The following is a 26,883-nucleotide window of genomic DNA, read 5'->3' on the forward strand; positions in this document are numbered from 1 at the left end:
CACCGTTTTCATCAGGTCTGTATGACTGCGCCATCAGGACCAACCCTGTCCGGTGAAGGAGAATTGTGATGTCCCGAATTCCGCCGCTGGGCGACGAGGAAATGACCGACACCGCCCGCGCGTATCGGGCTCTGCTTGGGGATTATGGTCCATTCGACAACTGGGCGCGTATTGCCGCCCATAGCCCTGCGGTGCTCGAGCACGTGGCCGCGATGTTGACCGCATTTCGGGCGCAGGAAAACCTGCCGCGCCGCGCACTGGAACTGGCGATGGTGACAGTTTCGAAACTGAATGCCTGCGACTATTGCGTCTCGCACCACACACCACTGCTGACTGTGACTGGGCTCAGCCCCGAAGGCGCGGCGCGCCTGCCGGATGTCGAGGATCACCCCGAACTGGACGATTGTGACAAAGCGGTGGTGCGTTATGCCGAAGCCGTGACCACGCGGTCGGGCCGGATGCGGGATGCAGAGGTATCGGACCTGCGCCAGTGGTTCAGCGATGCGCAGATCGTCGAGCTGACATGGCGCATCGCCCTGACCGGAGCATTCAACAGGTTCAACGACGCGCTGCAGATACAGATCGAAACCGAGGTCGATCCGATTTCAGCCTAGTAACCGCGCCAGATCCAGCCGCCGCCAAAGATCCGGCTGCCCTCGGTCGCATAGAACACGCAAGCCTGTCCCGGCGAAACACCCTCTTCTGGCGTCAGCAGCTCAACCTCGGCAGTGGTGTCCGAGAGCGGGCGAATGATCGCCTCGCGCGGGGGCCGGGTCGAGCGAACCTTGACCTTGAGATGCCATTCTTCGCGAGACGTGAAGGCTTCATCTCCCAGCCAGTTGATCTCACGCACGGGGATGGTGCGGGTGGCCAGCATCTCTTTGGGGCCGACGACGACCTGCTTCTTGTCAACGTCCAGCTTGACCACATAAAGCGGCTCGCTCAGGCCACCGATGCCAAGCCCGCGGCGTTGGCCGATGGTGTAGTGAATCACGCCGTCATGCTGCGCCAGCACGCGTCCATCTGCATGCACGATCTCGCCGGGTTCGGCGGCACCCGGGCGCAGTTTCTCAATGACGCTTGCATAATTGCCGTTTGGCACAAAGCATATGTCCTGACTGTCGGGCTTGTCTGCAACCGCCAGCCCATATTGGGCCGCCATCTCACGCGTGGCATCCTTCGAGGGCAGGTGGCCCAGCGGGAAGCGCAGGTAATCCAACTGCTCAGGCGTGGTCGAGAACAGGAAGTAGGACTGATCGCGGTTGGCATCCTCGGCGCTGTGTAACTCGGGGCCGTTCGCGCCCATCTTGCGCTGGATGTAGTGACCGGTTGCCATGCAATCGGCCTCAAGGTCTTTGGCGGTTTCCAACAGATCCTTGAACTTCACCCGCTCATTGCAGCGAATGCAGGGCACCGGAGTCGCGCCCGCCAGATAGCTGTCAGCGAACTCGTCAATCACCGCGTCCTTAAAAATGTTCTCATAGTCCAAGACGTAGTGCGGGAACCCGCGCTCCTCAGCCACGCGCCGCGCATCATGGATGTCGATCCCGGCACAGCATGCGCCCTTCTTGGCCAGCGCAGCACCATGGTCATAAAGCTGCAGCGTCACGCCTACCACATCATAGCCCTGATCGGCCAGATGGGCGGCCACGACCGAGCTGTCGACGCCGCCCGACATGGCCACCACCACCCGCGTTTCCGAGGGCGGTTTGGCAAAGCCAAGCGAATTGATTTGGGTCTCGGCGGCGAGGGCCATGGCGATTCCAGTCCGGGTTAAGAAAGACCGGCAGAATATAGGAAAATTCTACACACTCTCAAGGGGCGGTTTCACGCCCTCTTAAGTAGGCTGGGTGCAGCTTTGTCGCAGCAGAAAAAGGTAGGACGGATGTATTTGCACAAAGTCGAAGGGCCAAGGTCGGTCACCTTGCCGGATGGAAGCGTTCTGACCCGCGCAGACCTGCCCCCGGCGGACACGCGGCGCTGGGTCGCCTCGCGCAAGGTCATTGTCGTGCGCGGGGTGCTTTACGGGCTCATTTCGCTGTCGGATGCCAAAAAGCGATACGGGCTGAGCGATGAAGAGTTCAATGCGTGGGTCTCTGCCGTGGCCGAGCACGGAACGGATGCATTGAAGGTCACCACGCTAAAAAAATATCGACAACCTAAAGGTGAAAGTGAATAAATGAATCAACGGTAACGACAGGTTAACCATTTTTCGCCAGTTTCATTTCGAACCGAAGATATTTAACCAAATTGGAGCAGTTGAATGCGCATACTTCTTGTCGAAGACGATCCCACCACGTCCAAAAGCATCGAGCTGATGCTGACACATGCCAATCTGAACGTTTATGCGACGGATTTGGGCGAAGAAGGGATCGATCTGGCCAAGCTTTATGACTATGATCTGATCCTTTTGGACCTGAACCTGCCGGACATGAACGGACATGAGGTTCTGCGGCAGCTGCGCATCGCGCGGGTCGAAACCCCGATCCTGATCCTTTCAGGTGCGGATGATACCGAAAGCAAGATCAAGGGCTTCGGGTTCGGCGCGGATGACTATCTGACCAAACCATTCCATCGCGAAGAACTGGTGGCGCGCATTCATGCAATCATCCGCCGCTCAAAGGGGCATTCACAATCGGTGATCCACACCGGTCAGGTGGCTGTTAATCTGGATGCCAAAACCGTCGAGGTCGAGGGTAAGACCGTTCATTTGACGGGGAAAGAATACCAGATGCTGGAGCTGTTGAGCCTGCGCAAGGGCACGACCCTCACCAAAGAGATGTTTCTGAACCATCTTTATGGCGGAATGGACGAGCCTGAGCTGAAGATTATCGACGTGTTCATTTGCAAGTTGCGTAAAAAGCTTAGCAATGCGACCGGTGGCGAGAACTATATCGAGACCGTTTGGGGACGCGGGTATGTTCTGCGTGACCCGCAGTCCGGCAGCGTCGGTGAACAACGGATGGCGGTGGGCGCCTGACCTTCTGAGATTGATGTCGCCGGCGGTCCGGGGCGGCATTCCCACTCGCGGCTCAGCACAACACTGGACCTGACCATGGCCTCGCCCTATCACTGGGGTCCAAGACAACGTGACAGGGCGGGGACATGAGCAAAACCATCGCTGTAGCTGATTTGAGCGAGGACGAAGCCCGGGAAGAGCTTGCCCGGCTCGCCGCGGCTCTGCTGCGTGCAAACGATCTTTACCACGCAAAAGATGCGCCCGAGATCTCGGATGCTGAGTACGACACTCTAAAGCGTCGCAATGCCGAGATCGAAGAGCGGTTTCCGAATCTGAAACGCAGCGACAGCCCCAGTGATCAGGTCGGTGCGCGGCCCGCCGATGGGTTCGCCAAAGTGGCGCATGCTGTGCGCATGATGTCCCTGGGCAATGCTTTTGATGACGAGGACGTCGCGGATTTCGATCGCTCGATTCGCAAGTATCTGGGCCACAGCGCCGATGCACCGCTGGCCTATACCGCCGAGCCAAAGATTGATGGGCTGTCTCTGTCCCTACGCTATGAAAAGGGCAGGTTGGTGCAGGCCGCCACCCGTGGGGATGGCGAAATCGGTGAAAACGTCACGGCAAACGCCCGGACAGTGGCTGACATCCCGCACCGGATCGAAGGCGCTCCGGAACTTTTGGAGGTTCGGGGTGAGGTCTATATGTCTCATGAGGATTTCGACGCATTGAACGCGCGGCAATCTGAGACAGGCGGGAAGACCTTCGCCAACCCGCGCAATGCCGCAGCGGGGTCTCTGCGCCAGCTTGATTCCGAAATCACGCGATCACGGCCGCTGCGGTTCTTTGCGTATGCGTGGGGGGCATTGTCCGAGCCCCTGGCAGAAACCCAAATGGAGGCGATAAAGCGGCTGCGCGCGTTCGGATTTCAGGTCAATGACCTGACCCGCCTGTGCACCACGACAGATCAGATGCTCGATCACTACCGTACGATTGAGGCGCAGCGCGCGACCCTCGGCTACGACATCGATGGTGTTGTTTACAAGGTTGATGACCTCGGCCTGCAGGCGCGCTTGGGGTTCCGTTCCACAACGCCCCGTTGGGCGATCGCGCATAAGTTTCCGGCCGAGCTTGCCTGGACACGGCTGGACGCGATCGACATTCAGGTTGGCCGCACCGGGGCCCTCAGCCCTGTCGCCCGGCTGCATCCCGTCACCGTCGGCGGCGTTGTGGTGTCGAACGCAACTTTGCACAACGAAGATTACATCGCCGGTCGCGACGCCAAAGGCGGCGTGATACGGGAAGGTAAGGACATCCGTGTCGGCGATTGGGTACAGGTCTATCGCGCAGGCGATGTGATCCCGAAGATCTCGGACGTGGACCTGTCCAAACGTCCCGACGGCGCCGAACCCTATGATTTCCCGTCGACATGCCCTGAATGCGGCAGCGATGCGATCCGCGAGGAGGGCGACGCGGTACGCCGCTGCACCGGCGGTTTGATCTGCCCGGCGCAAGCTGTTGAGAAGCTTAAGCACTTTGTGTCTCGCAAGGCTTTTGACATCGAGGGGTTGGGGGCCAAGCAGATCGAAATGTTTCACGGCGATCCTGTTCTGCCGATCAATACGCCCGCAGATATCTTCTCGCTCAAAGATCGGGACGCGGGCAACCTTGCGCGGCTGAAGAACCGCGAGGGCTGGGGTGATACCTCGGCCAGCAACCTGTTTGCAGCCATCGAAGACAAACGGACAATTCCCTTTGCGCGGCTGCTGTTTGCCCTTGGTATTCGCCATGTCGGTGAGGTTGGCGCGCGTGATCTCGCGCTGTTCTATCGCGATTGGGACGTGATGGCGGCCGCGATTGATGCTGCGCGGCCAGCGGCCTTGGCACAACGCGCAGCGGACGAAGCGGAAGAGGCCGAACGGATCGCCGCCGCTGCGGAAGGTCGACGCGCGCGTTTGAAGGAAGCGCGCGATGCAGCAGTGGCACGGCTGAATGTACCCGGTTCAGCGGCGAGCGCATGGTCCGACCTGATCGGGATCGATGGCATCGGGGCCACGCTGGGCCTTTCACTGTCGGACGCATTCGCCAACACCGAAGAGCGTAAGGCCTTCGACGACCTGCGTGGCTATCTGACAATTGTGCCGCCCGAAGCCCCATCATCGGACAGCCCGGTTGCGGGCAAAACCGTGGTCTTCACCGGCACCTTGGAAAAGATGACACGCGCCGAGGCCAAGGCACGGGCTGAGGCGTTGGGTGCCAAAGTGTCCGGTTCGGTCAGCCAAAAGACAGACCTTCTTGTGGCAGGTCCGGGGGCCGGGTCGAAGGCGAAGAAAGCGGCGGATCTGGGCATCGAAACCCTTGACGAAGACGGCTGGCTACAGCTGATCGGGGATGCATGAGCGGTAGGCCAGAAAAGCTGTTTCCGCTGTTCGCAGGGCTTGAGACGCTGGATGGCGTTGGACCCAAGACCGCGCAACTGATGGGCCAACTTGGGATCGAGACACCGCGGGATGTATTGTTCGCGCTGCCTTATGCGGTGATCGATCGCAGGCGGCGGGACACCATTCAGGGGGCGGATTTACCGACGACCTTGACGGTAGAGGTGACCGTTGGCCCGCATCGCCCTCCGCGCAACAAGGGCGGTGCCTATCGCATTCATGTCGAGGATGCGCAGGCCGACTTCCAGCTGGTTTTTTTTCATGCGCGCGGGGACTACCTGAAGAAAATCCTACCGCAAGGTGCCCGCCGGGTCGTGTCGGGTAAACTTGAGCTCTTTGATGGCATGGCGCAGATGGTGCACCCGGACCATATCGTAGCCCCCGAAAGCGCCGGAACGCTGCCCGAGTTCGAGCCGGTTTACCATCTGACACAAGGCGTCACGCAGAAGACGGCCTACAGGGCTGCTCAAAGTGCATTGGCGCGGGCACCTGCTTTGGCTGAATGGGCGGATCCGGCGCAGGTTGCGCAGCAAAGCTGGCCGGACTGGCAGGGGGCGGTACATGCGGCACATAATCCGAAGGGTGCGGACGATGTGGCCCCGTTCGCGCCGTCGCGTGAGCGATTGGCTTATGATGAGCTGTTGGCACATCAGTTGACGCTGGCGATCGCGCGCCAACGAGAACGCAAGAGTCGTGGACTGGTGAGTGTCGGCACGGGCGCTCTGCAGTCAAAGGTACTGGCGAGTTTGCCCTACCGTCCGACCGGGGCACAAACCCGCGCGATTGAAGAGATCGCGGCAGACATGGCCTCGGACAATCGTATGAACCGGTTGCTGCAGGGCGATGTGGGCGCGGGCAAAACGCTGCTGGCGTTCATGGCCTTGCTGGTGGCCGTTGAAGCGGGCGGGCAGGGCGTGATGATGGCTCCGACAGAGATTCTGGCCCGCCAGCATCTCGAAGGATTGCGCCCCTTAGCAGAGGAAGCGGGCGTTGTGCTCGAAATCCTGACTGGGCGCGACAAGGGCGCAGAACGGCGCGCCAAGCTGGAGGCATTGAAACAGGGTCGTATCCAAATCCTTGTCGGCACACATGCGGTCTTCCAAAGCGATGTGGAATTCGATGCCCTACGGTTGGCGATCGTCGATGAACAGCATCGTTTTGGCGTGCGTCAACGGATGGAGCTTTCCGAGAAAGGCCAACGCGCGGATGTTCTGGTGATGACCGCTACGCCGATCCCTCGTAGCCTTGCGTTGGCACAGTACGGGGACATGGATGTTTCGGTTCTGGACGAGAAACCTCCGGGCCGGAAACCGATCAAAACGGCCATCGTCAGCACGCAGCGTATGGATGAGGTCGTGGCCCACTTGCGGGGCGCGATCGACGCTGGCAAGCAGTGCTATTGGGTCTGCCCGCTGGTCGATGAATCCGAAGTTTCGGATCTGACTGCGGCAGAAGAGCGTTTCAAACGGCTGCGTGCAGTGTTGGGGGATGACACCGTTGGGCTGGTGCATGGGCAAATGCCACCCGCCGAGAAAGACGCCGCCATGGCCGCGTTTCAGTCCGGTCAGACCAAAGTACTGGTGGCCACGACCGTGATCGAAGTCGGGGTGAACGTGCCCAACGCGACAATCATGGTGATTGAGCGGGCCGAGTTCTTTGGCCTTGCGCAGTTGCACCAGTTGCGAGGCCGCGTAGGGCGGGGCGAAGATGCATCAACCTGTTTGCTGATGTATCAGCCACCGCTCAGCGAAGGCGGACGCAAGCGTCTTGAGGTTCTACGCGAGACCGAAGACGGGTTTCGCATTGCCGAGACAGACCTGCAGATGCGTGGGGCCGGGGATCTGATCGGAACCGCGCAATCGGGGCTGCCCCAATTCCGCATCGCCGATCTGGAAAGGCAGGCCGGGTTGATGGCCGTGGCCCAATCGGACGCGCGGACATTGCTCAACGCAGATCCCGCGCTGACCTCGGATCGCGGCAAGGCGGCGCGCGTTCTGCTGTGGCTGATGAAACAGGATCAGGCGATCCGTTTGATTTCAGTGGGTTAGACCGATAAACCTCAAAAGTTCGCAAATGTTCTCAAAAAGTTCTTTACTGACTCGTCAAAATATGAGAACAAAAGGTCAACAAAAGATTAAACCCTGACCGGAGGTGAGACCATGCTGACCCAGATCAAGACCGCTTTCAGCCGTTCGCAAGCAACGATTTTGCAGGATGCTGTGGGTGCCGTCTCGTTGGTGGTCATGCTGGTGGTTGCCCTTCACCTGCCGACAGGATTTTAAGCTTTTCTGCCTGCGATCTCATGCCGATAGCCCCGCGCTTGTTTCCCCATCTCAGTCAAGGGTGACCTGCCTGTCCCAAACCCCTTGAAGGGGCCAGCCTCGGCCCCGCGCGGAAATCCGGACCCTACGTGAGACACGCACAACCTGCCGCCGCCCTTTCCGCCCGGAAGGTGCGGCGGTTTTTTTAAAGCTTTCCGGTTTTGATGATCTCCAGCATCGCCGACAATACCGAATTCACGGCGACCGAAGCCAGGATCATCCCCATGATCCGACTGATGATCGCAGCCCCGGAATGCCCGATCCACCGGATGATGGGCTCGGCCAGCAGCATCAGCACAAATGCAATGGCGATCACCACAAGCATGACCAAAGCGGTTATGCCCTGATCCGCAACACTGTAGCGATTGTTGTCGGTCAGCACGACGATCGCCAGCATCGCGCCGGGCGAGGCCAGAGAGGGTACCGCCAGCGGAAAAATCGCCGGATTGGTCTTATGCATCCTGTCCTGCAGATCTTCCTGCGCCTCGCGCTGTTCGATATCCTGTTTGCTTTCGCCAAAGATCATGGTCAGCGCGAACAGGAACAGGATAATCCCGCCTGCGACCTGAAACGAGTTCAGGCCAATATCCAGCGCCTCGATCACAAGCTGGCCGCAAACCAGGAAGAACAACAAAATACCAGCGCTCACCAGCGCAGCCAGCAGGGCGGTTTTGCGTCTAGCGGCAACACCGGCGCTGGCAGTGACGGCAATGAAGACGGGAATCGTACCGATCGGATCGATGACCACCCAAAGGGTCACGAAATGTTCGATCAATTTCTCCACGCCACTGTCTCCCCCGGATTTTGGCAGAGATTACACGGCTTTGTCGGAAAAGACCACGCTCAGGCGCAATTGGCCTGTTCTGCTTGTTCCATCGCTTCGGCTGTGGCTTCAAGCGACAAAAGGATCGATGCGTGACGGTTCTTGTAGTCGCGCGCCGGCATAAGTACCTCAAGCCCGTCAAACGGCGCATCCGGGGCAGGGTCACCTTTTTTCAGCATCGCTGACAGTTGATCCCGGGCCGTTTCGATCTGCGCTCGTGTGGCACCTATCACCGCACGCCCGACAACCGAAGCAGAAGCTTGCCCCAGAGCGCAGGCTTTGACGTCCTGTCCGAACGCGGCGATCCGCCCGTCCTGCACCTTTACATCCACCGTGACAGTCGACCCGCACAGCGGGGCACGTTTTTTAACGGTTGCATCCGGGTGCTCCAGTCGCTCCAGATGAGGGATATCAGCGGCAAGCGCCAGAATGCGCCCGGAATAGAGCTTGATCAGATCGGTTTCGCCGCTCATGGCTTTCCCTCGTTGGCTGTTCCCCATACATAGTGGCCATGGTCCCGGATGCAAAAGGTTTTTGCCATGACACAAACTGTCTCGTTCGATCCAACGACGCTTAAATACAATGACGCGGGCCTTGTGCCTGCGATCGCGCAAGACGAAAGCACGGGTGACGTGCTAATGATGGCCTGGATGAGCGCCGAAGCGGTAGCAAGGACGTTGCAGACCGGTCGCGTGACCTATTGGTCGCGGTCGCGGCAAGCCTTCTGGGTCAAGGGTGAAAGCTCGGGTCATGTGCAGGAATTGGTAGATCTCCGTGTCGATTGTGACCGGGATTGCCTGCTGGTGTTGGTGCGTCAAACGGGCCCGGCCTGTCACACCAATCGGCGGAGTTGTTTTTACACCGCTGTACGCGACGGAGCTGAGGTCGAGTTGATGAAGCCGCAGGAATAAACTGTCGATTGTAAGACCGTCACAGCCCAACCATCTTTCGAATATCGCAGGCTGAAGCACCATGTGCACGGTAAAGCGAAATCGCGCGCGCATCGTCCCGTTTTGCAAGTCGCTTGCCATCGTCGTCCCGGATCAGACGGTGGTGATGGTAGACCGGCGTTGGCAGGTCAAGCAGACCTTGCAGCAAGACATGAATTTGGGTGGCCTCAAACAGATCTTCGCCACGCACCACATGCGTAATCTTCTGATCGGCGTCGTCGACGACCACTGAAAGATGGTAGGAACTGCCCATGTTCCGCCGCACGAGGATAATGTCACCAACCGCATGAAGCAGGTGATCCGGACGCAGATCGTGCGCTCCGAAATGGGCCTCTCCGTTTTCCTGAAACGCCCTCAATTCAGAGACTTGCAGAGCTTTTCGAATGTCGAGGCGCAGCACATCACCTGGACCTGCCTCGGACAGATGACGTCGACGGCAGGTGCCGGGATAGATGCGCCCGTCAGGCCCGAACTGCGGGACACCTTCCTGTGGCGCGCCAGCTGCGGCTTCGATATCTGCACGTTTGCAGGAACAGGGATATACGACACCTAGCTTTATCAGCGCCTCAAGAGCGTGTTGGTATCGTCCAAGCCTGTCAGACTGCCGCAAGACCGGGCGCGGCCAGTGCAGCCCGAGCCAGCTGAGATCATCATAAATCTGCTCTTCCCAATGGGACCGGCAACGGGATTGATCAATATCCTCAATCCGCAGCAAAAACTGCCCTGCGTTAGCGGTGGCCAGATCCTGTGCCAGAAGTGCAGAATAGGCATGGCCAAGATGCAGGGGACCAGTCGGAGACGGGGCAAAGCGCGTTGTATAGGTCAAGCTTTCTCAACAACATAGACGTCAGACTTCATGTCCATGCCTTGCAGATGCGGTCCGTATTCGCGGAACAAAAGCCGCGCGTGCCCCATATCAAGCCAGTCATTCAGTCGCGTGGTATAGGCAGGGTCGGCCAGAGTATAGTCGTTGAACGAAAACGCCAGATACCCACCACGGGGTAAAGCGTTCATCAACAGGTCAAAAACCTGCGGCGGTGCCGCGCCCGAACCTATGACTCCAATCGCAGTGATCGTACTGTACGAACCGTGCTTGACGGGTTCGGGGTCGGTCAGCTCGAAACCGCGAAGGGTGCGATAGACCCCTTTGGCGGCGGCCTGCTCCAGCATCTTGGGCGTTGGGTCCATCCCGTCAAGAACGCGAAAGCCTGCCGCGTGCAGGGCGACACCGGACAGCCCGGTACCGCAGCCGTAATCCAGTACAGGAACCTCTGCATCTTGGACAAAGGTCTTTAGCGCTGCGGCAACACGGCTGGGGGTGACATAGCCCTGCTCGCCGACCTCATCATCGTAAGAGGCGGCCCATTTCTGATAGTGATCCTGCGTCTCCTGCGCCGAACCCAGATCATATGTATCTTTCAGAAACTTGTCGCTCATACCTTATATTTTAGGCGCAGCGCGGTGGGGTCGTCCAGTCAACTGTGTGACAGCCATTCCGACCATGCGGATTTCGCGCGATCGGTGTAAGCTTTGTAGCGATCCTTGCGGCCCCGGCGGCCACCTTTCAGACCCTCAACAGGGCGGAAAAGACCGAAGTTCACATTCATCGGCTGAAAGGTCTTGGCCTCGGCACCGCCGGTGATGTGATGGATCAACGCGCCCATTGCGCTGTCCTGCGGCACCTCGGGCAGGGCGCGACCCTGAATCTGCGCCGCAGCCAGACGGCCAGCCAACAGGCCCATGGCAGCGCTTTCGACATAGCCTTCGACCCCGGTGATCTGACCGGCAAAGCGGATATTAGGCTGCGATTTCAGCCGCATCTGCGCATCCAACAGCGTCGGAGAGTTGATGAAAGTATTGCGGTGAATGCCACCCAACCGTGCAAAGCTGGCGCCTTCGAGGCCCGGAATCATGCGGAAAACATCCGTTTGCGCGCCGTATTTCATCTTGGTCTGAAAGCCCACGATGTTGAACAACGTGCCCAGAGCGTTATCCCGCCTCAGTTGAACCACCGCATGCGGCTTCACATCCGGCCGATGCGGATTGGTCAGACCAACCGGTTTCATCGGGCCGTGTCGCAGGGTCTCGCGCCCGCGTTCGGCCATCACCTCGATCGGCAGGCAACCGTCGAAATAACCGGCGGTCTCACCTTCGTGGAACTCGGTCTTGTCAGCAGCCAGCAGCGCGTCGATGAATGCCTCGTACTGATCGCGATCCATGGGGCAGTTCAGATAGGCCGTGCGCTCTTCTTCGGTTTCTCCCTTGTCATAACGGGACTGCATCCAGGCCTGGCTCATATCGATGCTGTCGGCATAAACGATCGGGGCAATGGCATCGAAAAAGGCCAACGCCTCGGCTCCGGTCCGGGCGCGGATCGCGTCACCCAGTGCGGGAGAGGTGAGCGGGCCGGTGGCAAAGATCCAGTGGCCATCGGATGGCAGCGTCGTGACCTCTTCCCCCGTGACCGAAACACGCGGGTGCGCCCGCAGCTTTGCCGTGACGGTTTCGGCAAACGGATCACGATCCACGGCCAGGGCCCCACCGGCGGGCAAACGATGGGCATCTGCCGTCGTCATGATCAACCCGTTGGCGGCGCGCATTTCCCAATGCAGCAGACCCACCGCGTTCTGTTCATCATCATCCGAGCGAAACGAGTTCGAACACACCATCTCGGCCAGATGACCGGTTTGGTGCGCAAACGTTCCCACCTGAGGGCGCATTTCGTGAATCACCACTTCCACACCCATCTCGGCGGCCTGCCATGCGGCTTCGGACCCGGCCATGCCGCCGCCCACGATATGCAAAGTCTCTGTCATGGGCTGCCACATAGGGCACGGACAGGTCCGGCGCAATGCGCTGTTTTTGTCGATCTTTGAGGAGAAGTCTTGGGGTCGCCGCTGCGGGAATGTCTACGCCGGTGAGAGAAACCAGCTTGGAGGGACCTTCCGCCCACGGCGACCCAAAAGTCTGTACAGGCCTCAGCCTTGACCCACCATTGCCACAGTGTCGCCCTTTTGAAAAGTGCAAAAATACGAACAGTAGGCAAAAATGCATAAAATAATTGCGTTACTGCTGCCAATTGGGCGGGCGTTTTTCGATAAATGCCGTGATGCCTTCCTCGGTGTCCCGGTACATCATATTCTGTGCCATCACCTCGGCGGTGTAGTCATAGGCCTGTTCGGTGGACAGTGAGAGCTGCTGATAAAACGCCTCTTTTCCGATTTTGACGGCGGCACCAAGTTTGCCCGCCAACTGTTCGGCCAGCGCATTTGTTTCCTGTTCCAGCTGATCGGCCGGCGCGACGCGGTTGATCAGGCCCAATGCGGCGGCGCGATCAGCGCTGATGAAATCACCCGTGGTCAACATCTCGAACGCTTGTTTGCGCGGGATGTTCCGACTAAGCGCAACCATGGGGGTTGAGCAGAAAAGCCCGATATTCACGCCATTCACACCAAACCGCGTCCCTTCTGCCGCGATAGCCAGATCGCAGGTGGCCACCAATTGGCATCCCGCTGCCGTTGCGATGCCATGGGTCTGCGCAATGACCGGCTGGGGCAGCTTTTGAATGGACATCATCATCTTCGCGCAGCGATCGAACAGGTCCTGAAAATAGCCCAAACCGCCGTCCGGGGCCTGTCGGCCTTGCGTCATCTGCTTCAGGTCATGCCCGGCACAGAACGCTTTGCCCGCGCCAGACAGGACCACAACCCGAATCGAGCTATCCTTCTTCAGTGCATCCAATTCGGCCTGTAGGGCGGCCAGCATCTCATCGCTTAATGCATTCAGACGCTCGGGGGCGTTCATTACAAGCCGTGCGATCGCGCCAGTGTCGTTACGTTCCAGAATTGCCATCTTGCCCTCCCGCTGGCTGTTGGGCCAACTCTAGGGCGACAGGGAGAAGAGGGGAAGCATGTCTTTAGCGTTGAACAAGCAAGAGCTGACCGAGTATCTGGCGCAGGTATTCCCGCAGGTTCACAAGGATTTCGTTGTCGAGGATCTGACCGACACGACCATCACGATGCGCCTGCGGGTCGAGGACCGGCATTTGCGACCGGGTGGCACGGTGTCGGGCCCTTCAATGTTCGGTCTGGCCGATGTCTGTGTCTACGCGATGGTTCTCGCCCGCAAAGGGCGGCAGTCGCTGGCGGTCACCACCAGCAGTTCGATGGATTTCTTGAACAAGCCCGAAGGCGGCAAGGACATGATCGCCCAATGCCGCTTGCTGAAACTCGGACGAAGCTTGGCGGTTGGCGATGTGCTGATGTATTCGGAAGGTTCGGAAAAACCTGTGGCGCGGGCCAGTATGACGTATTCGATCCCTCCGGAAGGGTCTGCCGCAGCAACCTTCGGATGAAAAAAGGCCGGGGACAAGCCCCGGCCAGGAAGAGGTCCCATGAAAAGGGACTGGGGATATTCTAACTCAACCAGAAATAACGACGGCTCTCCACGTCGGCCTGATGTCGGGTCAGGCCGACATCCTGCAACAGCCTGTCATCCAGCTTGCCCAGATTGATACGGCTGCGACGGCGCTGTTCCCACTGTGTCACCGACGCCGCAAACCGCACGGCCAGCATCGCGATCAGCGGCAGCCGGGGGCTGTCGTTCAGCAGTATGAGGGCTGGGTTGTGCATTGCGCGTGCCATAGTGGGTATCCTTCCATATTGTATTGACACAAAGTAAAAATGCTCGGTATAATGAATTGATACATTCAGCATTGTGTCGAAAGCAAAGGAAGAATTGTAATGGATACAATTTGGCCGGAAGTGCTGCCAAAAGCAAAGGGCCCGAAATACACTCTGGTCGCCGATACAATTCGAAAAGCGATTGAAAACAAAACACTGGAAGTGGGCGTGAAGCTCCCTCCGGTGCGGGAACTGGCGTATCGATTGAAGATTACGCCCGGAACCGTTGCGCGGGCCTACACGATTCTGACCGACGAAGGTTTGCTTCAGGCTGAGGTTGGGCGTGGTACATTCGTGGCCCCTCCGAAATCGCCGATTCTGGACGATGTCTGGGCGCGGCAACTGCATCTGCGGGACGACAAATACAACGCAAATGTCAGTCTGTTCAGCCCAAGGCTCGCGGATGTGGGGCAGGTCTCTCTGATCCGCGAATGTCTGCAAAAAGTCGCACAGGCGAATCCGGGGCTGTTTCTGAACTATCCAACCCGTGACGCGTATCAACCGATGCGGCAGTCGGTGGTCGATTGGCTGTCAGAGCTGCCATTGGGGCCGCTTTCGCATGGCGACATTGTATTGACACATGGCGGCCAAAACGGGTTGTGCCTTGTGTTCCAGACAATTCTGCGCGGCCCCAAACCGGTGGTGTTGGTCGAGGACCTGTCTTATGCGGGGTTCCGCCGCGCCGGGGAATTAATGCGGGCCGATGTCATGGGCGTTAAGATGGACAAATGGGGGATCGACCCCAAAGCCATGGAGCATGTCTTGCGCCAGACCCCGGCACAAGCCGTCTGCGTTTCGCCCGAAGTGCAGAATCCGACCGGCGCGCATACGCCGCTGGAACGTCGCAAAGAGATTGTCGAAGTCGCCCGCCGCTTTGATCTGCAGATTGTCGAGGATGATTGTTACCGCATGGGGGATGCGCGCGAGCCCAGCTTTCGCGCTTTGGCCCCCGAAAGGGGGTGGCATGTCTCGTCTATCTCAAAGACCCTGACGCCCGCGCTGAGGGTCGGCTTTGCGATTGCCCCACGCGAACGCAGCATGGATTTGCGCCGGTCGGCTGAGTACGGATATTTCGGGCTGGCCCAGCCATTGGCAGAACTGACCCGCCTGATGCTGTCCGATCCGCGTACCCGTGTCATCGCCCGCGACGTGCGGGTGAAAATGGGAGAGTACGTGCGCGTGGCGGTCAACGCCTTGGGTGGTTTCGATCTGAATTGGGCACCGGATGTGCCCTTCGTCTGGCTGAACCTGCCATCCGGCTGGCGTGCCGCTGCATTCAGCCGCGCCGCCGAGCGTGAGGGCATTCAGCTGCGATCAGCGGATGAGTTTGCGCTACGTGATGGGCGTGCACCCAACGCGGTACGGATCGCGATGAACGGGCATGTTTCACTTGAACGGTTCGAGGACGCCATGCAACGCCTGCGTCGGTTGCTGGACAATCCACCGGAACAGATCTCGGTCTGAGGGGCAAGTACGATGCATATTCCCGAACTGCGCGGCAGCGGTTTTGTGATCGCGCCCATGATCGAGACCGATTTCGAACCCCTGTATACGGCCGCCAGCGACCCGCTGATCTGGGCAGGTCACCCCGCGAAGACACGGCATGAACGAACCGTTTTCAAACCGTATTTCGACTTTCTGATTGGGGCAGGGGGTGCTGTCACCATCCGAGAAACAGGCGGTCGGGTGGTTGGATGCTCAAGGTTTTATGAACCGCCCGAAACGCCCGGCGCGATCGCGATCGGCTACAGTTTCCTTGTTCGGGACCACTGGGGTGGGGCAAGCAACAAGGCCGTGAAGACCTTGATGCTGAACCATGCGCTTCAGGACCGGGATGAGGTCTGGTTTCATATCGATCCCTCGAATATCCGCTCGCAAAAGGCCACCGCGAAGCTGGGCGCGCGCCATATCGACACCCGACCGCGTGATCTGGGGACTGGCGAGGCGATGTGGATGCGGTGGGTTTTGCCGAAATCAGAGTGGGAGAAATGTGGGGTAAAATAATACCTATTTTATAACCATATGTTATTGCTCATTTAAATGTACCCTTACGTGCTTGACGCGCGCATGCGCACCTCATAAAACCCGTCCATCGAATTCGGGCCGCTCCGTAAGGGGGCGGTCTTTCACATCAAACAGGACTATCCTGCCATGAAAACCTTTTCTGCAACACCTGCAGACATCGACAAGAAATGGATCCTGATCGACGCCGAGGGCGTTGTTCTGGGCCGTCTTGCCTCGATCGTCGCCATGCGCCTGCGTGGCAAGCACAAAGCGTCGTTCACCCCGAACATGGACATGGGCGACAATGTCATCGTAATCAACGCTGACAAAATCCAGATGACCGGCAAGAAGCGCGAAGAGAACTTCTACTGGCACACTGGCCACCCGGGCGGCATCAAGTCGCGCACCAAACAGCAGATCCTGGAAGGTGCACACCCCGAGCGCGTTGTCGTTCAGGCCGTCAAGCGCATGCTGCCGGGCAACCGTCTGGCCCGCAAGCAGATGACCAACCTGCGCGTTTACGCCGGTGGCGAGCATCCTCATGAGGCGCAAGCGCCCGAAGTTCTGGACCTGAAGTCCATGAACAAGAAAAACACCCGGAGCTAATGACCGATGGCTGATCAGATCAATACTCTCGAAGAGCTGAGCGCCGTCGCAGGCGTTGAAACCGTGGCCGAAGAAGTCATCGTACGCGAGCCCGTACGTGATGAGCTGGGCCGCTCCTATGCCACCGGCAAGCGTAAAGACGCTGTTGCCCGCGTTTGGATCAAGCCGGGTTCCGGCAAGGTCACCGTGAACGGCAAGGACCAGGACACCTATTTTGCGCGTCCCGTTCTGCAGCTGATCCTGCGCCAGCCGTTCCAGGTTGCTGGTGTGGAAGGTGAGTTCGACGTTGTCGCAACCGTCAAAGGCGGTGGCCTGACCGGTCAAGCTGGTGCGGTCAAGCACGGCATCTCGAAAGCACTGCAGCTGTACGATCCGTCGCTGCGTGGCGCTCTGAAAGCCGCTGGCTTCCTGACCCGCGACAGCCGCGTTGTGGAACGTAAGAAATACGGTAAGCGCAAAGCGCGTCGTTCGTTCCAGTTCTCGAAGCGTTAATCGCTACGGACAACCGAATTGGAAAGGGCTCGCAAGCGCGAGCCCTTTTTCTTTGGCTTACTCTTCGTAAACCAGTTTCCACGCTCCGTTTTCGACCACGCTGACGAACACGGTATCCGCGCCCTGATGATCGTCCGGACCATAGGTGATCTGGTTGCCGACCAGTTCATCCATGTAATCCAGCGACTCCATCGCGGCGATGAAACTGTCATGGGTCAGGTCGGGGCCTGCGGCCTCAAGCGCTTTGACCATCATCTCGGCAGCGGAATAGCCCAGCATCGAGAAACCGACCGGGTCTTCGCCCGTGGCTGCTTTGTATTCCGCAATGAACGCGGCCGGGGCAGGTTCTTCGGCCCGAGCCCACAGGTCCAGCCACGAGGCAGCCGCATAAAAGCCATCGGTGACGCCACCCGGCACCTGCGCGACAACCGTCAGGAAGCTGGCCGAAGTGCCGAGGAACTTCATATCCTCCAGCCCCATTTTCTTGGCAGTGCCAACCACCGTGATCGCCTGCCGCACGCCCAAGGCCATGGTGACGATATCGCAACCTTCCTCTTTCAGCTTGCTCAGAGAGCCGACAAAATCAGTCTCGTCCGGTTTATGCGTGGTCTCGGCGCCAAAGTTGATGCCAGCTTCTTCGGCTCCGGCTTTACTGCCTTCCAGAATTTCCTCGCCGAAATCGGTGGGCAGATACATGCTGCAGACGGTTTGCGATCCGAACTCTTCATTCAGATATTTTACCCCGATCCGCGCCTGATCGTAGTAGGTTGAAAACGAAGTGAACTTGTTCCGCATCGGCTCTTGCAACATTTGCCGCGCGGCGGTCAGCGGGGCGACGTTCGGAATCCCCTTTGGATCCAGCAGCTTGAACCCGGCAAGGTTCATCGGCGTGCCTAAGGATTGCATCATGGCAAACACCTTGTCGCGGTTCAGCAGCTTGTTATAGCCCTGCATCGCGCGCGGCATCTGATAGCCGTTGTCCTCGACCACAAAACGGATTTTCCGACCGTGCACGCCGCCTTCGGCATTCACACGGTCAAAAACCACATTCGCGCCCTTCGTGGCCGGGACACCCACGGCGGCGAAAATACCGCTCAGGTCGTTGACCGAGCCGATGACGATCTCATCATCGGTTACACCTTGTGTTTGTGCCCAGCCGATTGTGGCAGATGCCGTCACAGTCGTCACTGCGGCAAGACCTCTAATCAATTGTTTCATAATTCTCCTCCCTCTTTGGGTCGTCCCTTAACTAAGTGTACATATCCTCGATGAGATGTGCGTGTTTCTTTTCCACCAGACCACGCTTGAGCTTCATCGTTGCCGTCAGTTCTTCATCTTCGGCGGTCAGCAGCACATCGATCAGGCGGAAATCCTTGATCTGCTCAACCCGCGCGAACTCTTTGTTTACGCTGTTAATTTCCGCGCTGATCAGGTCGGTCACTTCGGGCGCGGCGCAGAGCGAGGCGAAGTTCGAGAAGGGAATCTTGCGCTCCTGCGCGAATTTCTCGACGTTTTCCTGATCGATCATCACCAGCGCGGTCAGGTACTTACGCCGATCTCCTATGATCACCGCGTCCGAGATATACTGGCTGAATTTCAGCCCGCTTTCGATCTCGGCCGGCGTGATGTTCTTGCCGCCTGCGGTGATGATGATGTCTTTCAGGCGACCAGTGATGGTGACGAAGCCATCCTCGTCAATATGCCCCATATCCCCGGTGCGCAGCCAGCCGTCGCAGGTGAAGGTCTCGGCGGTTTTGGCGTTGTTGCGCCAGTAGCCCTGAAAGACGTTCAGGCCTTTGACCTGAATCTCGCCGTCTTCCGAGATGCGGATGTCATTGCCCGGTACCGGCTTCCCGATCGTCCCGACCTTGTTGGCCGCTAGCGTATTCAGTGCGGCAATACCGGCGGTTTCGGTCATGCCGAACCCCTCGACGATGGGCACACCGATTGCCCAATACCACCTGAGCAAATCCGGTGAGATCGGGGCCGCCCCCGAACCACCGCGCCGTATCTGGTCGAGGCCGAGCATGCGGCGCAGGTTGCGCAGGACCAGCCGGTCCCACAGCCAGAACCGCAGGCTGACAGTCGCGGGCACAGGCTTGCCTGCAAGGATGCAGTCGGCCCGCGCCATGCCTGCCTTCAGCGCCTGCGCAAAGGCGAAACGCCCGGTCGGTGTGGCCTCTTTCGCCATGAACATGACCTGCGAATAAATCTTCTCCCACACGCGCGGAACGGCGGTGAAGGTGTCAGGTGACACCTCTTGCAGGTTTGCAAACACGGTCTCTGGGCTTTCGGCGAAATTCACGGTGCTTTTCGTGGCCAGCGGGTAATAGATCGACACATCGCGTTCCAGGATATGGCAGAGCGGCAGGAAACACAGCTGTTCGTCTGTCGCGAGCGAGGGCAGAGCATGCGATCCGCTTTCGATGGCGGCCATGATGTTTTCATGGCTCAGCATCGCACCCTTGGGGTTTCCGGTGGTTCCGGAAGTATAGACCAGTAGGGCGGTATCCTGCGGCATGGCAAGGGCAATTTCGGCCTCGAACGCGCCCGGTTCGTCGGCTTTCTGGCCCAAGGCATAGAGGTCCCCGATCATCATGCAGCGGGGATGGTCGAGGTCGTGAAGCCCTTCGTCCTCAAGGATGATGACCTTGAGCAAATCGGGCAGCTCCGCCTCGACCTCAAGAAACTTGTCCAGCTGTTCTTCGTCCTCAACGATCAGGAAGCGGCTATCGCTGTCATTGATCAGGTATTTCAGCTGGCTGGCGGAATCCGTGGTGTAAACGCCCGAGGCGATCCCCCCGACACATTGGATGCCCATGTCGAACCACGCCCATTCCTTGCGGTCTTCGGACAGGATTGAGACGACCTCGCCGCGCTGCAAACCCAGTTTGCGCAAGGCCAGCCCGATCCATTTGGCGTGTTGCCAGTAGTCGGACCATGAATAGGATTTCCAGATGCCGAAATCCTTCTCGCGATGCGCAGTGCGCGGCCCAAGGTCGGCGCAACGTTTCTGGAACAGCTCGCAGATCGTGGTGCAGCCATCAACGCGCAACGGGCGCTGTCCGGGCGTTGCGTTGAACTGCACGCCGTTGATCGTGGTTTGCGGGGGCAGGGGCGTCGCGTCCATCCGGCTCACCTCCACGTCTTCTTGCGCTTCCAGCGGCGGTTTTCCCGCGCGCCTTCTTCCTGAACACCCAGATAGAAATTCTGGATGTCCTCGGATTGCAGCAGGGTTTCCGCCGCGCCATCCATAACGATCCGCCCGATCTCCATCACATAGCCATGATGGGCCAGTTCCAATGCGGCATTGGCGTTCTGTTCCACCAGCATCATCGTCATGTTCTGTTCATCGTTCAGACGTTTGAGGATGCCGAAAATCTCCTGCACCAGCAGCGGGGACAGACCCAGTGAGGGTTCGTCCAACAGCATGATGCGCGGGTTTGCCATCAGACCCCGCCCGATGGCCAGCATCTGCTGTTGTCCGCCGGATAGGGTTCCGGCCTCTTGGCCGCGGCGTTCTTTCAGCACCGGGAAGTAGGAAAACACCAGATCGCGGTCGTGGTCGATCTGGCCTTTGTCCGTCAGGGTATAGGCCCCAAGGCTTAGGTTCTCATCAACGGTCAACAGCGGGAAAACCTCGCGCCCTTCCGGGACATGCACGATGCCTTGCTGCACGACCTTGTGGGGCTCGGCCCCCTGTATCTGTTGGCCGTCGAATGTAATGGTGCCTTTCTCGGGGTCCATCACGCCCGAGACGGTCTTCATCAGCGTCGTCTTGCCCGCGCCATTTGCGCCCAGGATCGAGACAATCTGGCCCTGATGCACGTCCAGAGACACGCCGCGAATGGCCATGATCGGGCCATAGAAGCTTTCGATATTGCGGATGCTGAGGATCGGCTGGGTCATGAGGCTTTGCCCAGATAAGCCTCGACCACCGCAGGGTGCGACTGCACCTCAGTCGGAGTTCCCAGCGCCAGCTTTGCGCCGTCGGCCATCGCCAGCACCCGGTCGGACACGCCCGAGACCAGGCCCATGTCATGTTCCACCATCAGCACGGTGATCCCCATCTGCCGCCGGATATCGTCGATCCACCAGCGCATATCGGTGGTCTCTTCCACCGACAGACCCGAGGCGGGTTCGTCCAGCAACAGCAGTTTCGGATCGGTGGCCAGCGCGCGCGCAACTTCGACGACCTTGCGCACGCCGTAAGGCAGGCCCGAGATCATCTTGTCGCGGAACGCCTGCAGGTCAAGGAAATCGATGATCTCTTCAACCTTTTCCCGGTTTTCGATCTCTTGCCTGCGGGCAGCGGGCGTGAACAAGATTTCAGAGATCAGGTTGGTTTTGCGATGTCGGTGTCGCCCGACCAGCAGGTTTTGCAGAACGGTCGCGTGTTCGAACAATTCGATATTCTGGAAGGTTCGCGCGACACCATAGGCCGCCACGCCCGAGGGTTTGACCCGCAGCAGGTCGTGCCCATCGAACCGGATCGCCCCGGCGAAAGGGTCGTAAAACCGCGAGATCAGGTTAAAGACGGTCGACTTGCCCGCGCCATTCGGGCCGACGATGGCGAACACTTCGCCTTCTTGCACATCGAACGACAGATCATCCACCGCGGTCAGGCCACCGAATTTCAGGGTGACGTTGTCGAACTCCAGCAAGCTCATCTCAGACGCTCCGTCTTGAGATAGGATTTCTGCCGTTTGAACATATCCTTGCGGTAGAACGGAAACAGCTCAAACCAGGTTCGGATTTTCAGCCATCGGCCATAGAGACCCATTGGCTCGAACAGGATGAAGGCGATGAGGATCATGCCGAAGATGCCGAACTCCAAGCCCGGAATCGCGACAGTATTGCCGCCGAAAAGCGCACCTGCGTATTCCTTTGAGATCGACAGGAACTGCGGCAGGAACCCGATCACGATGGCTCCCAGAAACGCGCCGTGGATCGAGCCCAGTCCGCCGATCACGATCATCATCAGCAACTGGATCGAGATCACAACGCTGAATGTCTCGTTGTTGAAGGCACCTGAAAACATCCCCATCAGCGCGCCCGCCAACCCGGTAACGGCACAAGACAAAGCGAAAGAGATTGTCTTGGTGCGTGCGATATCCACGCCCATCGCTTGCGCCGAAACCTCGGAATCGCGCACGGCGATAAAGCTGCGGCCCAATGGCGCGCGCAGCAGGTTGATATAGCCCAGCGTCACGATCACGGCGACGGCCAGCACCAGCCAGAAGAACAAATCAGGCGTGGTCCAACGGTCGACCAAGATACCAAAGATTTCGACGCCGCCCAGAAATTTGCCCCCGACGCCGCCCGTTATGGGTTCAGCCAGCACAATGATGTCGTCCATCAGTACCGACAACGCCAGAGTGAAGATCGCCAGATAAATGCCGTGTAGGCGCAGGGCAGGGATGGCGACCGTTGCGCCCACGATGCCGGTCAACAGCCCTGCCAGCGGGAAGGCCAGCAGAAAGGGCACCCCCGCCTCAATCAGGATGACATTGGCGTAGCACCCGACGGCCAGAAAAGCCGCGTGGCCCAGACTGGCCTGTCCGGTATGGCCGGTCAGGATCATCAAGCCCAGCCCCGCGATGGCCCAGATCATGACGTTGGTCAGCTCGCCCAGATAGAAATCATCCAGCCACCAGGGCGCAGCGGCGACCAGTGCGAGAAGGATCAGATAGAGGCTAAGTTGATACCCGTCCTTCCATGGGCGGATGTCCTGCATGTAGTTGGTTTTGAACACGATCCGCATGGGCGTCAGACCTTCTTGACCCGCACTTGGCTGAACAGCCCGTGCGGTCGAAAGATCAGAACCGCCAGCAACAGAGCATACGGCGCGATCTGGCTGTATCCGGCGGCGATATAGCGGCTGGCGAAGGGTTCGATGACGCCAACGATCAGCCCTCCGGCCAGCGCGCCGGGCAAGCTGCCGAACCCCCCGATCACCGCGGCCGCGAAGGCCTTGATGCCCAGCAAGCCAGTCGTCGGATCAACGGATCCTTTGGCGGCAAACAATATCCCGGCAATCCCCGCGACAACGCCAGCCAAGGCCCAAATGAAGCCCTGCACGCGTTTGACCGGAATGCCCATGTAGTAGGCCGCCAACTGGTTCTGCGACGCGCCCTGCATCGCAAGCCCCAGCTTGGTCCGACTGAAGAACACGTATAGCCCCCAGGTCAGCAGGATGGTCACGACGATGACGGCGACATCCTCCATCCCCAGCACCAGCCCTCCAAACCGCACCTCTTTCCCGGCCAGAGGGTTCTGCAGCGTATGTGGCTCATGCCCCCAGATCAGACCGGCAACAAAGCGGATGACAAAGCCCAAGGCGATGGTCAGGATCACCACAGCGGTCTGGCTTTCGCCGAACAGGCGACGGATGATCAGCCGGTCGACCAGATAGCCAAGCGCCCCCATGATCCCCAGCGAGATCGGCAGCGCCAGCCAGAAGGGCAGCCCCATATATTCAGCATTGGTCAGGCCGATGGTGACGAACGCGCCCAGCATCATGAAATCGCCCTGCGCGAAATTCACAGCCTCGGTCGCCTTGTAAATCAACACAAAGCCAAGTGCGATCAGGCCATAGACACAGCCATTTGCCAGCCCGCTGATTAGCAGCTGTGCGTTATCCAATCTCACCCTCCCTCAGCCGGTTAAGTCCGGCACGTGGTTCTACTATGGCGTGATGATCACCTTGCCGTCACTCTTTTTCAGCGCATCCGCGAGATTTGGCAGCACGTCCCGTAGGGAAAGCCGGGCCGAGACGTCGGTTTTCCAGCGGCCATCGGCAAACCGGGCTTGAACTTCGGCCACAACGCGCATCTGGTCGGCAGGCGGAGTGTCCATCATCCAGCGGGTCAGCCAAAAGCCTTCGATCCGCTTGCTCATGAAAATCAGCTGACCCATCTGCGTGAGCCGGGGCAACTCGGTGCTGAGCTTGCCATAACACACCCAGCGTGCGCCATTCGGCATGGCGCAGAACAGTTGCTCGGAGAGCTGGTCCGCCACGGCATCCAGAAAGACGCGCGGTTTCAGGGTCGCGCTGAGCGTGCTGAACCTGTCCGAGATGTCCGGATCGCCGGTGACCAGCACCTCAGCAGCCCCAAGCTGTTTCAGCGCGTCGACCGTTTCCGCCCGACGCACCAGTGCAATCGGCTTCAGCCCCAGATCCCGCCCCAGACTGCACATCAGCTTGCCTAACTGGCTGGTCGCGGCCGAGACGACAAAAGCCTCTCCGGCATTGCGCGCGATATCGACCATTGCCATTGCGGTCAGGGGGTTCACGATCTGCGCCGCGCCATCTTCGTCCGAGATGTCGGAGCGCAGCGGGATACACATTTGCGCCTGCGTCACCACATATTCGGCCCATGCGCCTGAACCCGCCGCGACAAAGGCAACGCGCTGATCCCGCAAGGCTTCGGCACCAGCGCCCGTTGCGACCACGTCGCCGCAGCCTTCAAACCCCGCCGCCGCGCCCTTGACCCGGGGCTGGCCGTATTCGCCCTTGATAAAGTGAATATCCGACGGGTTGACCGATGCTGCGCGCAACCGGATCAGAACCTGCCCCGGTCCCGGAGCGGGCACCGGCAGTTCGGCCTCGGCCAACCAATCCGAGGCATCTGTCAGAGTTGGCCCCGTCGCGGTTCCCGAATATCCGTCGTGGGTCTGTACTACGGCAAACATGGTATCGGGCAGAGCGGTCATCGGGCCATCCTTTGTTATGTGAACTGTGCAGCGGAAGTCGCTGACAAGGCGCTGGAATTCCAAGGTGCACATGGCGCGATGCAACCAAAAAACGGTGACAGCGTCAATTGGACAGACCCGTAACGTGGCGGAACTGGAGGGGGCTGACCAACGCAAGCCAGCCCCAAGGGTCCGTTCATTGCTGCGATAGCAACGTCCGCAGTTCCTGTATCTTGACCGCGACGGTCTCGGGCGCGGCCTTGATGTCATCGAGGATCTGAATGACCTGTGTTTTGACATCTTGCGCCAGCGCGCTGTCCTGCACCGACTGCATCATCGCGTCATAGTCAAAGTTCTGGGCGGTCAGCATTCCGTCCTGCACCCAGCCATTGAGCAATTCCTGCCCCTGCGCGGCAAGGGCTGCAACCTGATCTCCCGCCTCTGTGGCGGTGTCTGCGGCCTGATCGGCAACCGAAGATGCGGCCTCGCTGGCCTGATCGGTGAGCGAAGATGCCGCTTCCGAGGCCTGCTCGGTCGCGGCATTTACGGCTTCAGTTGCGGCTTCCTGCGCGGCAGAGGCGGCCTCACCTAGCGCGTCACTTGCGTCTTCGGCAGCGGCCTGCAGCTTTTCCGCCGGGGTGGGTTCGGGTTTGGTTGCGTAATAATAAGCGCCTCCGCCGATGGCGGCGATGGCAACGATAAGCAATAGACGTGACATGACTGTCTCCTTCAAATGATCTGTCGCCGAGATGGGATGAAAATAGCCCGCCGCAAAGGGGAAAACCCGTGAAATTTCAGCACAATCCGGGTTTGAGCCGCTGTACGCTGATGACGAGCGATTCAAGTGGCGGGTTCATGCCGCCACCGGGCTTTGGTGTCGGTTTTCAGACCGGGGGACTTGAAAACGCCATTGTTCAGCACGGCTGATTGTGTGCCGCAGCCTGCGCAATCAGGTCAGCGTTTTTTCACAACAACCGCAAATTCGGGATGCTGCGCCGAAAATGGCCGCCCACAGACATCCTGATAGGTATGCGTCACCGCAAAGCCGCTCTCGGCCAGTTCGCTGGTCAGGCTGTCCGGGCTGAAATACTGCAGCCAGTTATACACGGTTTCCTGCCTGCCGCTTTCGGTGAAGATCGAGTATTTGTCCAGCACGACGGCCTCGGCATCGTATTTGAATGTGTTCACGAAGCAGTAGTACTCTTCCTCGCACCAGAAATGGTCGAGTTGGTTGCGCTCGTAAGAACTGACTTCTTCACGATTTTCGAAGGCCGCCATCGAATACACGTCCAGCACCAGTGCGCCGTCGTCGCGAAGACACTCGTGCACTTTGGCCAAAAGCGTTCTCCGCTGAGGTCGACTGAGGGCGCATAAATCACACATGATCAACGTGACAAGATCGAACCGTTCCGCAGGCGTGAACTGAAGGTAATTCGCTTGCACATAATTGATGTTCAGCCCGTCGCGTTCGGCCTGATCCCGTGCATGACGCAAAGAGCTTTGCGAAATATCTACTCCGGTCACCTGTGCACCCGTCGCTGCGAAGCGAGAGGTATAAAGCCCCGGCCCGCAACCGAAATCACAAACAGACTTGCCCGCATCCAATTGAAAGCGCTCGGCGAACCAATTGGCGGATCTGTCGATGAACTCATGGTTGCGGGATGCAAGATCCAGCGTCTCGTTCAGATGAAACGCCAACATCTGACGCGCGCGATAGGCATCAGCCCAAAGCGCATCGACGGTGTTATGGCCAAAAAGCGCTGGCCTTTCGTTTATCACCTCAAGATGCTGAAACATAAGCCTAACCTCCTTCAAGGTGTTCACGCGGAACAGGGCAAGCCGCTGCGCCACCTTCATGTGCTGGATAGAGTGGATCAAGTCTAGCAGACCGCCTGAAGATCGAAACAGCGGCA

29 protein-coding genes are annotated in these 26,883 nt (G+C 59.0%); 12 read left to right on the top strand and 17 right to left on the bottom strand.

Translation table 11 applies throughout. From position 1 onward, the window contains the following. The first annotated feature begins 68 nt into the window (after positions 1-68). Positions 69-614, top strand: a complete 546-nt coding sequence (locus ACR0KM_RS14665; protein WP_480822167.1) for a carboxymuconolactone decarboxylase family protein — start codon at positions 69-71, stop codon at positions 612-614. Here ACR0KM_RS14665 and mnmA read toward each other — a convergent pair. Next, entirely contained in the window at positions 611-1,756 is a 1,146-nt protein-coding gene (gene mnmA, locus ACR0KM_RS14670) for a tRNA 2-thiouridine(34) synthase MnmA (RefSeq protein ID WP_480822169.1), read from the bottom strand. The genes ACR0KM_RS14665 and mnmA overlap by 4 nt on opposite strands. A 129-nt stretch (positions 1,757-1,885) precedes the next feature. Between mnmA and sciP the strand changes: the two genes are divergently transcribed. The 5 genes from sciP to ACR0KM_RS14695 all read left to right on the top strand — a co-directional run bounded on the left by sciP (position 1,886) and on the right by ACR0KM_RS14695 (position 7,679). Further along, on the top strand, positions 1,886-2,179 hold the full coding sequence (sciP, locus tag ACR0KM_RS14675; protein ID WP_480822171.1) for a CtrA inhibitor SciP: 294 nt from the start codon (positions 1,886-1,888) through the stop codon (positions 2,177-2,179). A gap of 84 nt (positions 2,180-2,263) precedes the next feature. Further along, complete coding sequence (gene ctrA / locus ACR0KM_RS14680; protein WP_480822173.1) at positions 2,264-2,980, top strand: response regulator transcription factor CtrA; 717 nt, start codon at positions 2,264-2,266, stop codon at positions 2,978-2,980. Between the two features lie 125 nt (positions 2,981-3,105). Beyond that, entirely contained in the window at positions 3,106-5,358 is a 2,253-nt protein-coding gene (gene ligA, locus ACR0KM_RS14685; protein ID WP_480859389.1) for an NAD-dependent DNA ligase LigA, read from the top strand. Next, entirely contained in the window at positions 5,355-7,445 is a 2,091-nt protein-coding gene (gene recG / locus ACR0KM_RS14690; RefSeq protein WP_480859387.1) for an ATP-dependent DNA helicase RecG, read from the top strand. The genes ligA and recG overlap by 4 nt, the downstream gene beginning before the upstream one ends. Positions 7,446-7,556: 111 nt before the next feature. Continuing rightward, the gene (locus tag ACR0KM_RS14695; protein ID WP_480529074.1) at positions 7,557-7,679 is read left to right on the top strand and encodes a hypothetical protein; all 123 of its coding nucleotides are present in this window, start codon (positions 7,557-7,559) and stop codon (positions 7,677-7,679) included. A gap of 184 nt (positions 7,680-7,863) precedes the next feature. Here ACR0KM_RS14695 and ACR0KM_RS14700 read toward each other — a convergent pair whose 3' ends face one another. Further along, the gene (locus ACR0KM_RS14700; RefSeq protein ID WP_480859385.1) at positions 7,864-8,502 is read right to left on the bottom strand and encodes a MarC family protein; all 639 of its coding nucleotides are present in this window, start codon (positions 8,500-8,502) and stop codon (positions 7,864-7,866) included. Between the two features lie 59 nt (positions 8,503-8,561). After that, the gene (locus ACR0KM_RS14705) at positions 8,562-9,014 is read right to left on the bottom strand and encodes an iron-sulfur cluster assembly scaffold protein (protein ID WP_480859383.1); all 453 of its coding nucleotides are present in this window, start codon (positions 9,012-9,014) and stop codon (positions 8,562-8,564) included. 48 nt (positions 9,015-9,062) lie between these two features. Here ACR0KM_RS14705 and hisI point away from each other — a divergent pair, with 48 nt between their 5' ends. After that, positions 9,063-9,452: a phosphoribosyl-AMP cyclohydrolase gene (gene hisI / locus ACR0KM_RS14710; protein ID WP_480822185.1), complete on the top strand. Its 390-nt coding sequence runs from the start codon at positions 9,063-9,065 to the stop codon at positions 9,450-9,452. Positions 9,453-9,471: 19 nt separating this feature from the next. On the opposite strand, the gene gluQRS is transcribed toward hisI, so the two are convergent. The 4 genes from gluQRS to ACR0KM_RS14730 all read right to left on the bottom strand — a co-directional run bounded on the left by gluQRS (position 9,472) and on the right by ACR0KM_RS14730 (position 13,343). Further along, positions 9,472-10,317: a tRNA glutamyl-Q(34) synthetase GluQRS gene (gene gluQRS / locus ACR0KM_RS14715; protein WP_480859381.1), complete on the bottom strand. Its 846-nt coding sequence runs from the start codon at positions 10,315-10,317 to the stop codon at positions 9,472-9,474. Next, a complete protein-coding gene (locus tag ACR0KM_RS14720) occupies positions 10,314-10,928 on the bottom strand; it encodes a class I SAM-dependent DNA methyltransferase (protein WP_480859379.1) in 615 nt (204 codons plus the stop codon). Before ACR0KM_RS14720 ends, gluQRS begins: the two co-directional genes overlap by 4 nt. 38 nt (positions 10,929-10,966) lie before the next feature. Continuing rightward, on the bottom strand, positions 10,967-12,307 hold the full coding sequence (gene trmFO / locus ACR0KM_RS14725) for a methylenetetrahydrofolate--tRNA-(uracil(54)-C(5))-methyltransferase (FADH(2)-oxidizing) TrmFO (RefSeq protein WP_480859377.1): 1,341 nt from the start codon (positions 12,305-12,307) through the stop codon (positions 10,967-10,969). Between the two features lie 250 nt (positions 12,308-12,557). Next, entirely contained in the window at positions 12,558-13,343 is a 786-nt protein-coding gene (locus ACR0KM_RS14730; protein WP_480822193.1) for an enoyl-CoA hydratase, read from the bottom strand. A 58-nt stretch (positions 13,344-13,401) separates the two neighbouring features. On the opposite strand from ACR0KM_RS14730, the gene ACR0KM_RS14735 reads away from it, so the two are divergent. Further along, complete coding sequence (locus ACR0KM_RS14735; RefSeq protein ID WP_480822195.1) at positions 13,402-13,845, top strand: PaaI family thioesterase; 444 nt, start codon at positions 13,402-13,404, stop codon at positions 13,843-13,845. 61 nt (positions 13,846-13,906) lie between these two features. Here ACR0KM_RS14735 and ACR0KM_RS14740 read toward each other — a convergent pair whose 3' ends face one another. Beyond that, on the bottom strand, positions 13,907-14,134 hold the full coding sequence (locus ACR0KM_RS14740; RefSeq protein WP_480859375.1) for a DUF1127 domain-containing protein: 228 nt from the start codon (positions 14,132-14,134) through the stop codon (positions 13,907-13,909). Between the two features lie 99 nt (positions 14,135-14,233). On the opposite strand from ACR0KM_RS14740, the gene ACR0KM_RS14745 reads away from it, so the two are divergent. The 4 genes from ACR0KM_RS14745 to rpsI all read left to right on the top strand — a co-directional run bounded on the left by ACR0KM_RS14745 (position 14,234) and on the right by rpsI (position 17,275). Then, entirely contained in the window at positions 14,234-15,637 is a 1,404-nt protein-coding gene (locus tag ACR0KM_RS14745) for an aminotransferase-like domain-containing protein (RefSeq protein WP_480859373.1), read from the top strand. Between the two features lie 12 nt (positions 15,638-15,649). Continuing rightward, entirely contained in the window at positions 15,650-16,177 is a 528-nt protein-coding gene (locus tag ACR0KM_RS14750) for a GNAT family N-acetyltransferase (RefSeq protein WP_480859371.1), read from the top strand. Between the two features lie 147 nt (positions 16,178-16,324). Beyond that, a complete protein-coding gene (gene rplM, locus ACR0KM_RS14755; protein ID WP_480822203.1) occupies positions 16,325-16,783 on the top strand; it encodes a 50S ribosomal protein L13 in 459 nt (152 codons plus the stop codon). Between the two features lie 6 nt (positions 16,784-16,789). Next, positions 16,790-17,275: a 30S ribosomal protein S9 gene (rpsI, locus tag ACR0KM_RS14760; RefSeq protein ID WP_424833688.1), complete on the top strand. Its 486-nt coding sequence runs from the start codon at positions 16,790-16,792 to the stop codon at positions 17,273-17,275. A 57-nt stretch (positions 17,276-17,332) separates the two neighbouring features. Here the strand turns inward: rpsI and ACR0KM_RS14765 are convergent, their stop codons facing one another. From ACR0KM_RS14765 to ACR0KM_RS14805, 9 genes are all read right to left on the bottom strand, one after another. Beyond that, complete coding sequence (locus ACR0KM_RS14765; protein WP_480859369.1) at positions 17,333-18,493, bottom strand: ABC transporter substrate-binding protein; 1,161 nt, start codon at positions 18,491-18,493, stop codon at positions 17,333-17,335. A gap of 31 nt (positions 18,494-18,524) precedes the next feature. Next, positions 18,525-20,405, bottom strand: coding sequence for an AMP-dependent synthetase/ligase (locus ACR0KM_RS14770; protein ID WP_480859367.1), 1,881 nt, complete (start codon positions 20,403-20,405; stop codon positions 18,525-18,527). Positions 20,406-20,410: 5 nt separating this feature from the next. After that, positions 20,411-21,184 carry an ABC transporter ATP-binding protein gene (locus tag ACR0KM_RS14775; RefSeq protein WP_480859365.1) on the bottom strand — a complete coding sequence of 258 codons (774 nt, stop codon included), beginning with the start codon at positions 21,182-21,184 and terminating at the stop codon, positions 20,411-20,413. Beyond that, entirely contained in the window at positions 21,181-21,945 is a 765-nt protein-coding gene (locus tag ACR0KM_RS14780; protein ID WP_480859363.1) for an ABC transporter ATP-binding protein, read from the bottom strand. The genes ACR0KM_RS14775 and ACR0KM_RS14780 overlap by 4 nt, the downstream gene beginning before the upstream one ends. Continuing rightward, positions 21,942-23,039, bottom strand: coding sequence for a branched-chain amino acid ABC transporter permease (locus tag ACR0KM_RS14785; RefSeq protein WP_480859360.1), 1,098 nt, complete (start codon positions 23,037-23,039; stop codon positions 21,942-21,944). The genes ACR0KM_RS14780 and ACR0KM_RS14785 overlap by 4 nt, the downstream gene beginning before the upstream one ends. A gap of 5 nt (positions 23,040-23,044) precedes the next feature. After that, positions 23,045-23,920: a branched-chain amino acid ABC transporter permease gene (locus ACR0KM_RS14790; protein ID WP_480822216.1), complete on the bottom strand. Its 876-nt coding sequence runs from the start codon at positions 23,918-23,920 to the stop codon at positions 23,045-23,047. A 42-nt stretch (positions 23,921-23,962) separates the two neighbouring features. Continuing rightward, entirely contained in the window at positions 23,963-24,991 is a 1,029-nt protein-coding gene (locus ACR0KM_RS14795; protein ID WP_480859357.1) for a zinc-binding dehydrogenase, read from the bottom strand. A 175-nt stretch (positions 24,992-25,166) separates the two neighbouring features. Beyond that, the gene (locus ACR0KM_RS14800) at positions 25,167-25,688 is read right to left on the bottom strand and encodes a hypothetical protein (RefSeq protein WP_480859355.1); all 522 of its coding nucleotides are present in this window, start codon (positions 25,686-25,688) and stop codon (positions 25,167-25,169) included. A gap of 236 nt (positions 25,689-25,924) precedes the next feature. Continuing rightward, positions 25,925-26,767, bottom strand: coding sequence for a class I SAM-dependent methyltransferase (locus tag ACR0KM_RS14805; protein ID WP_480859353.1), 843 nt, complete (start codon positions 26,765-26,767; stop codon positions 25,925-25,927). Between the last annotated feature and the right edge of the window lie 116 nt (positions 26,768-26,883).

The sequence above is a fragment of the Ruegeria sp. G10 genome, from assembly GCF_056533645.1.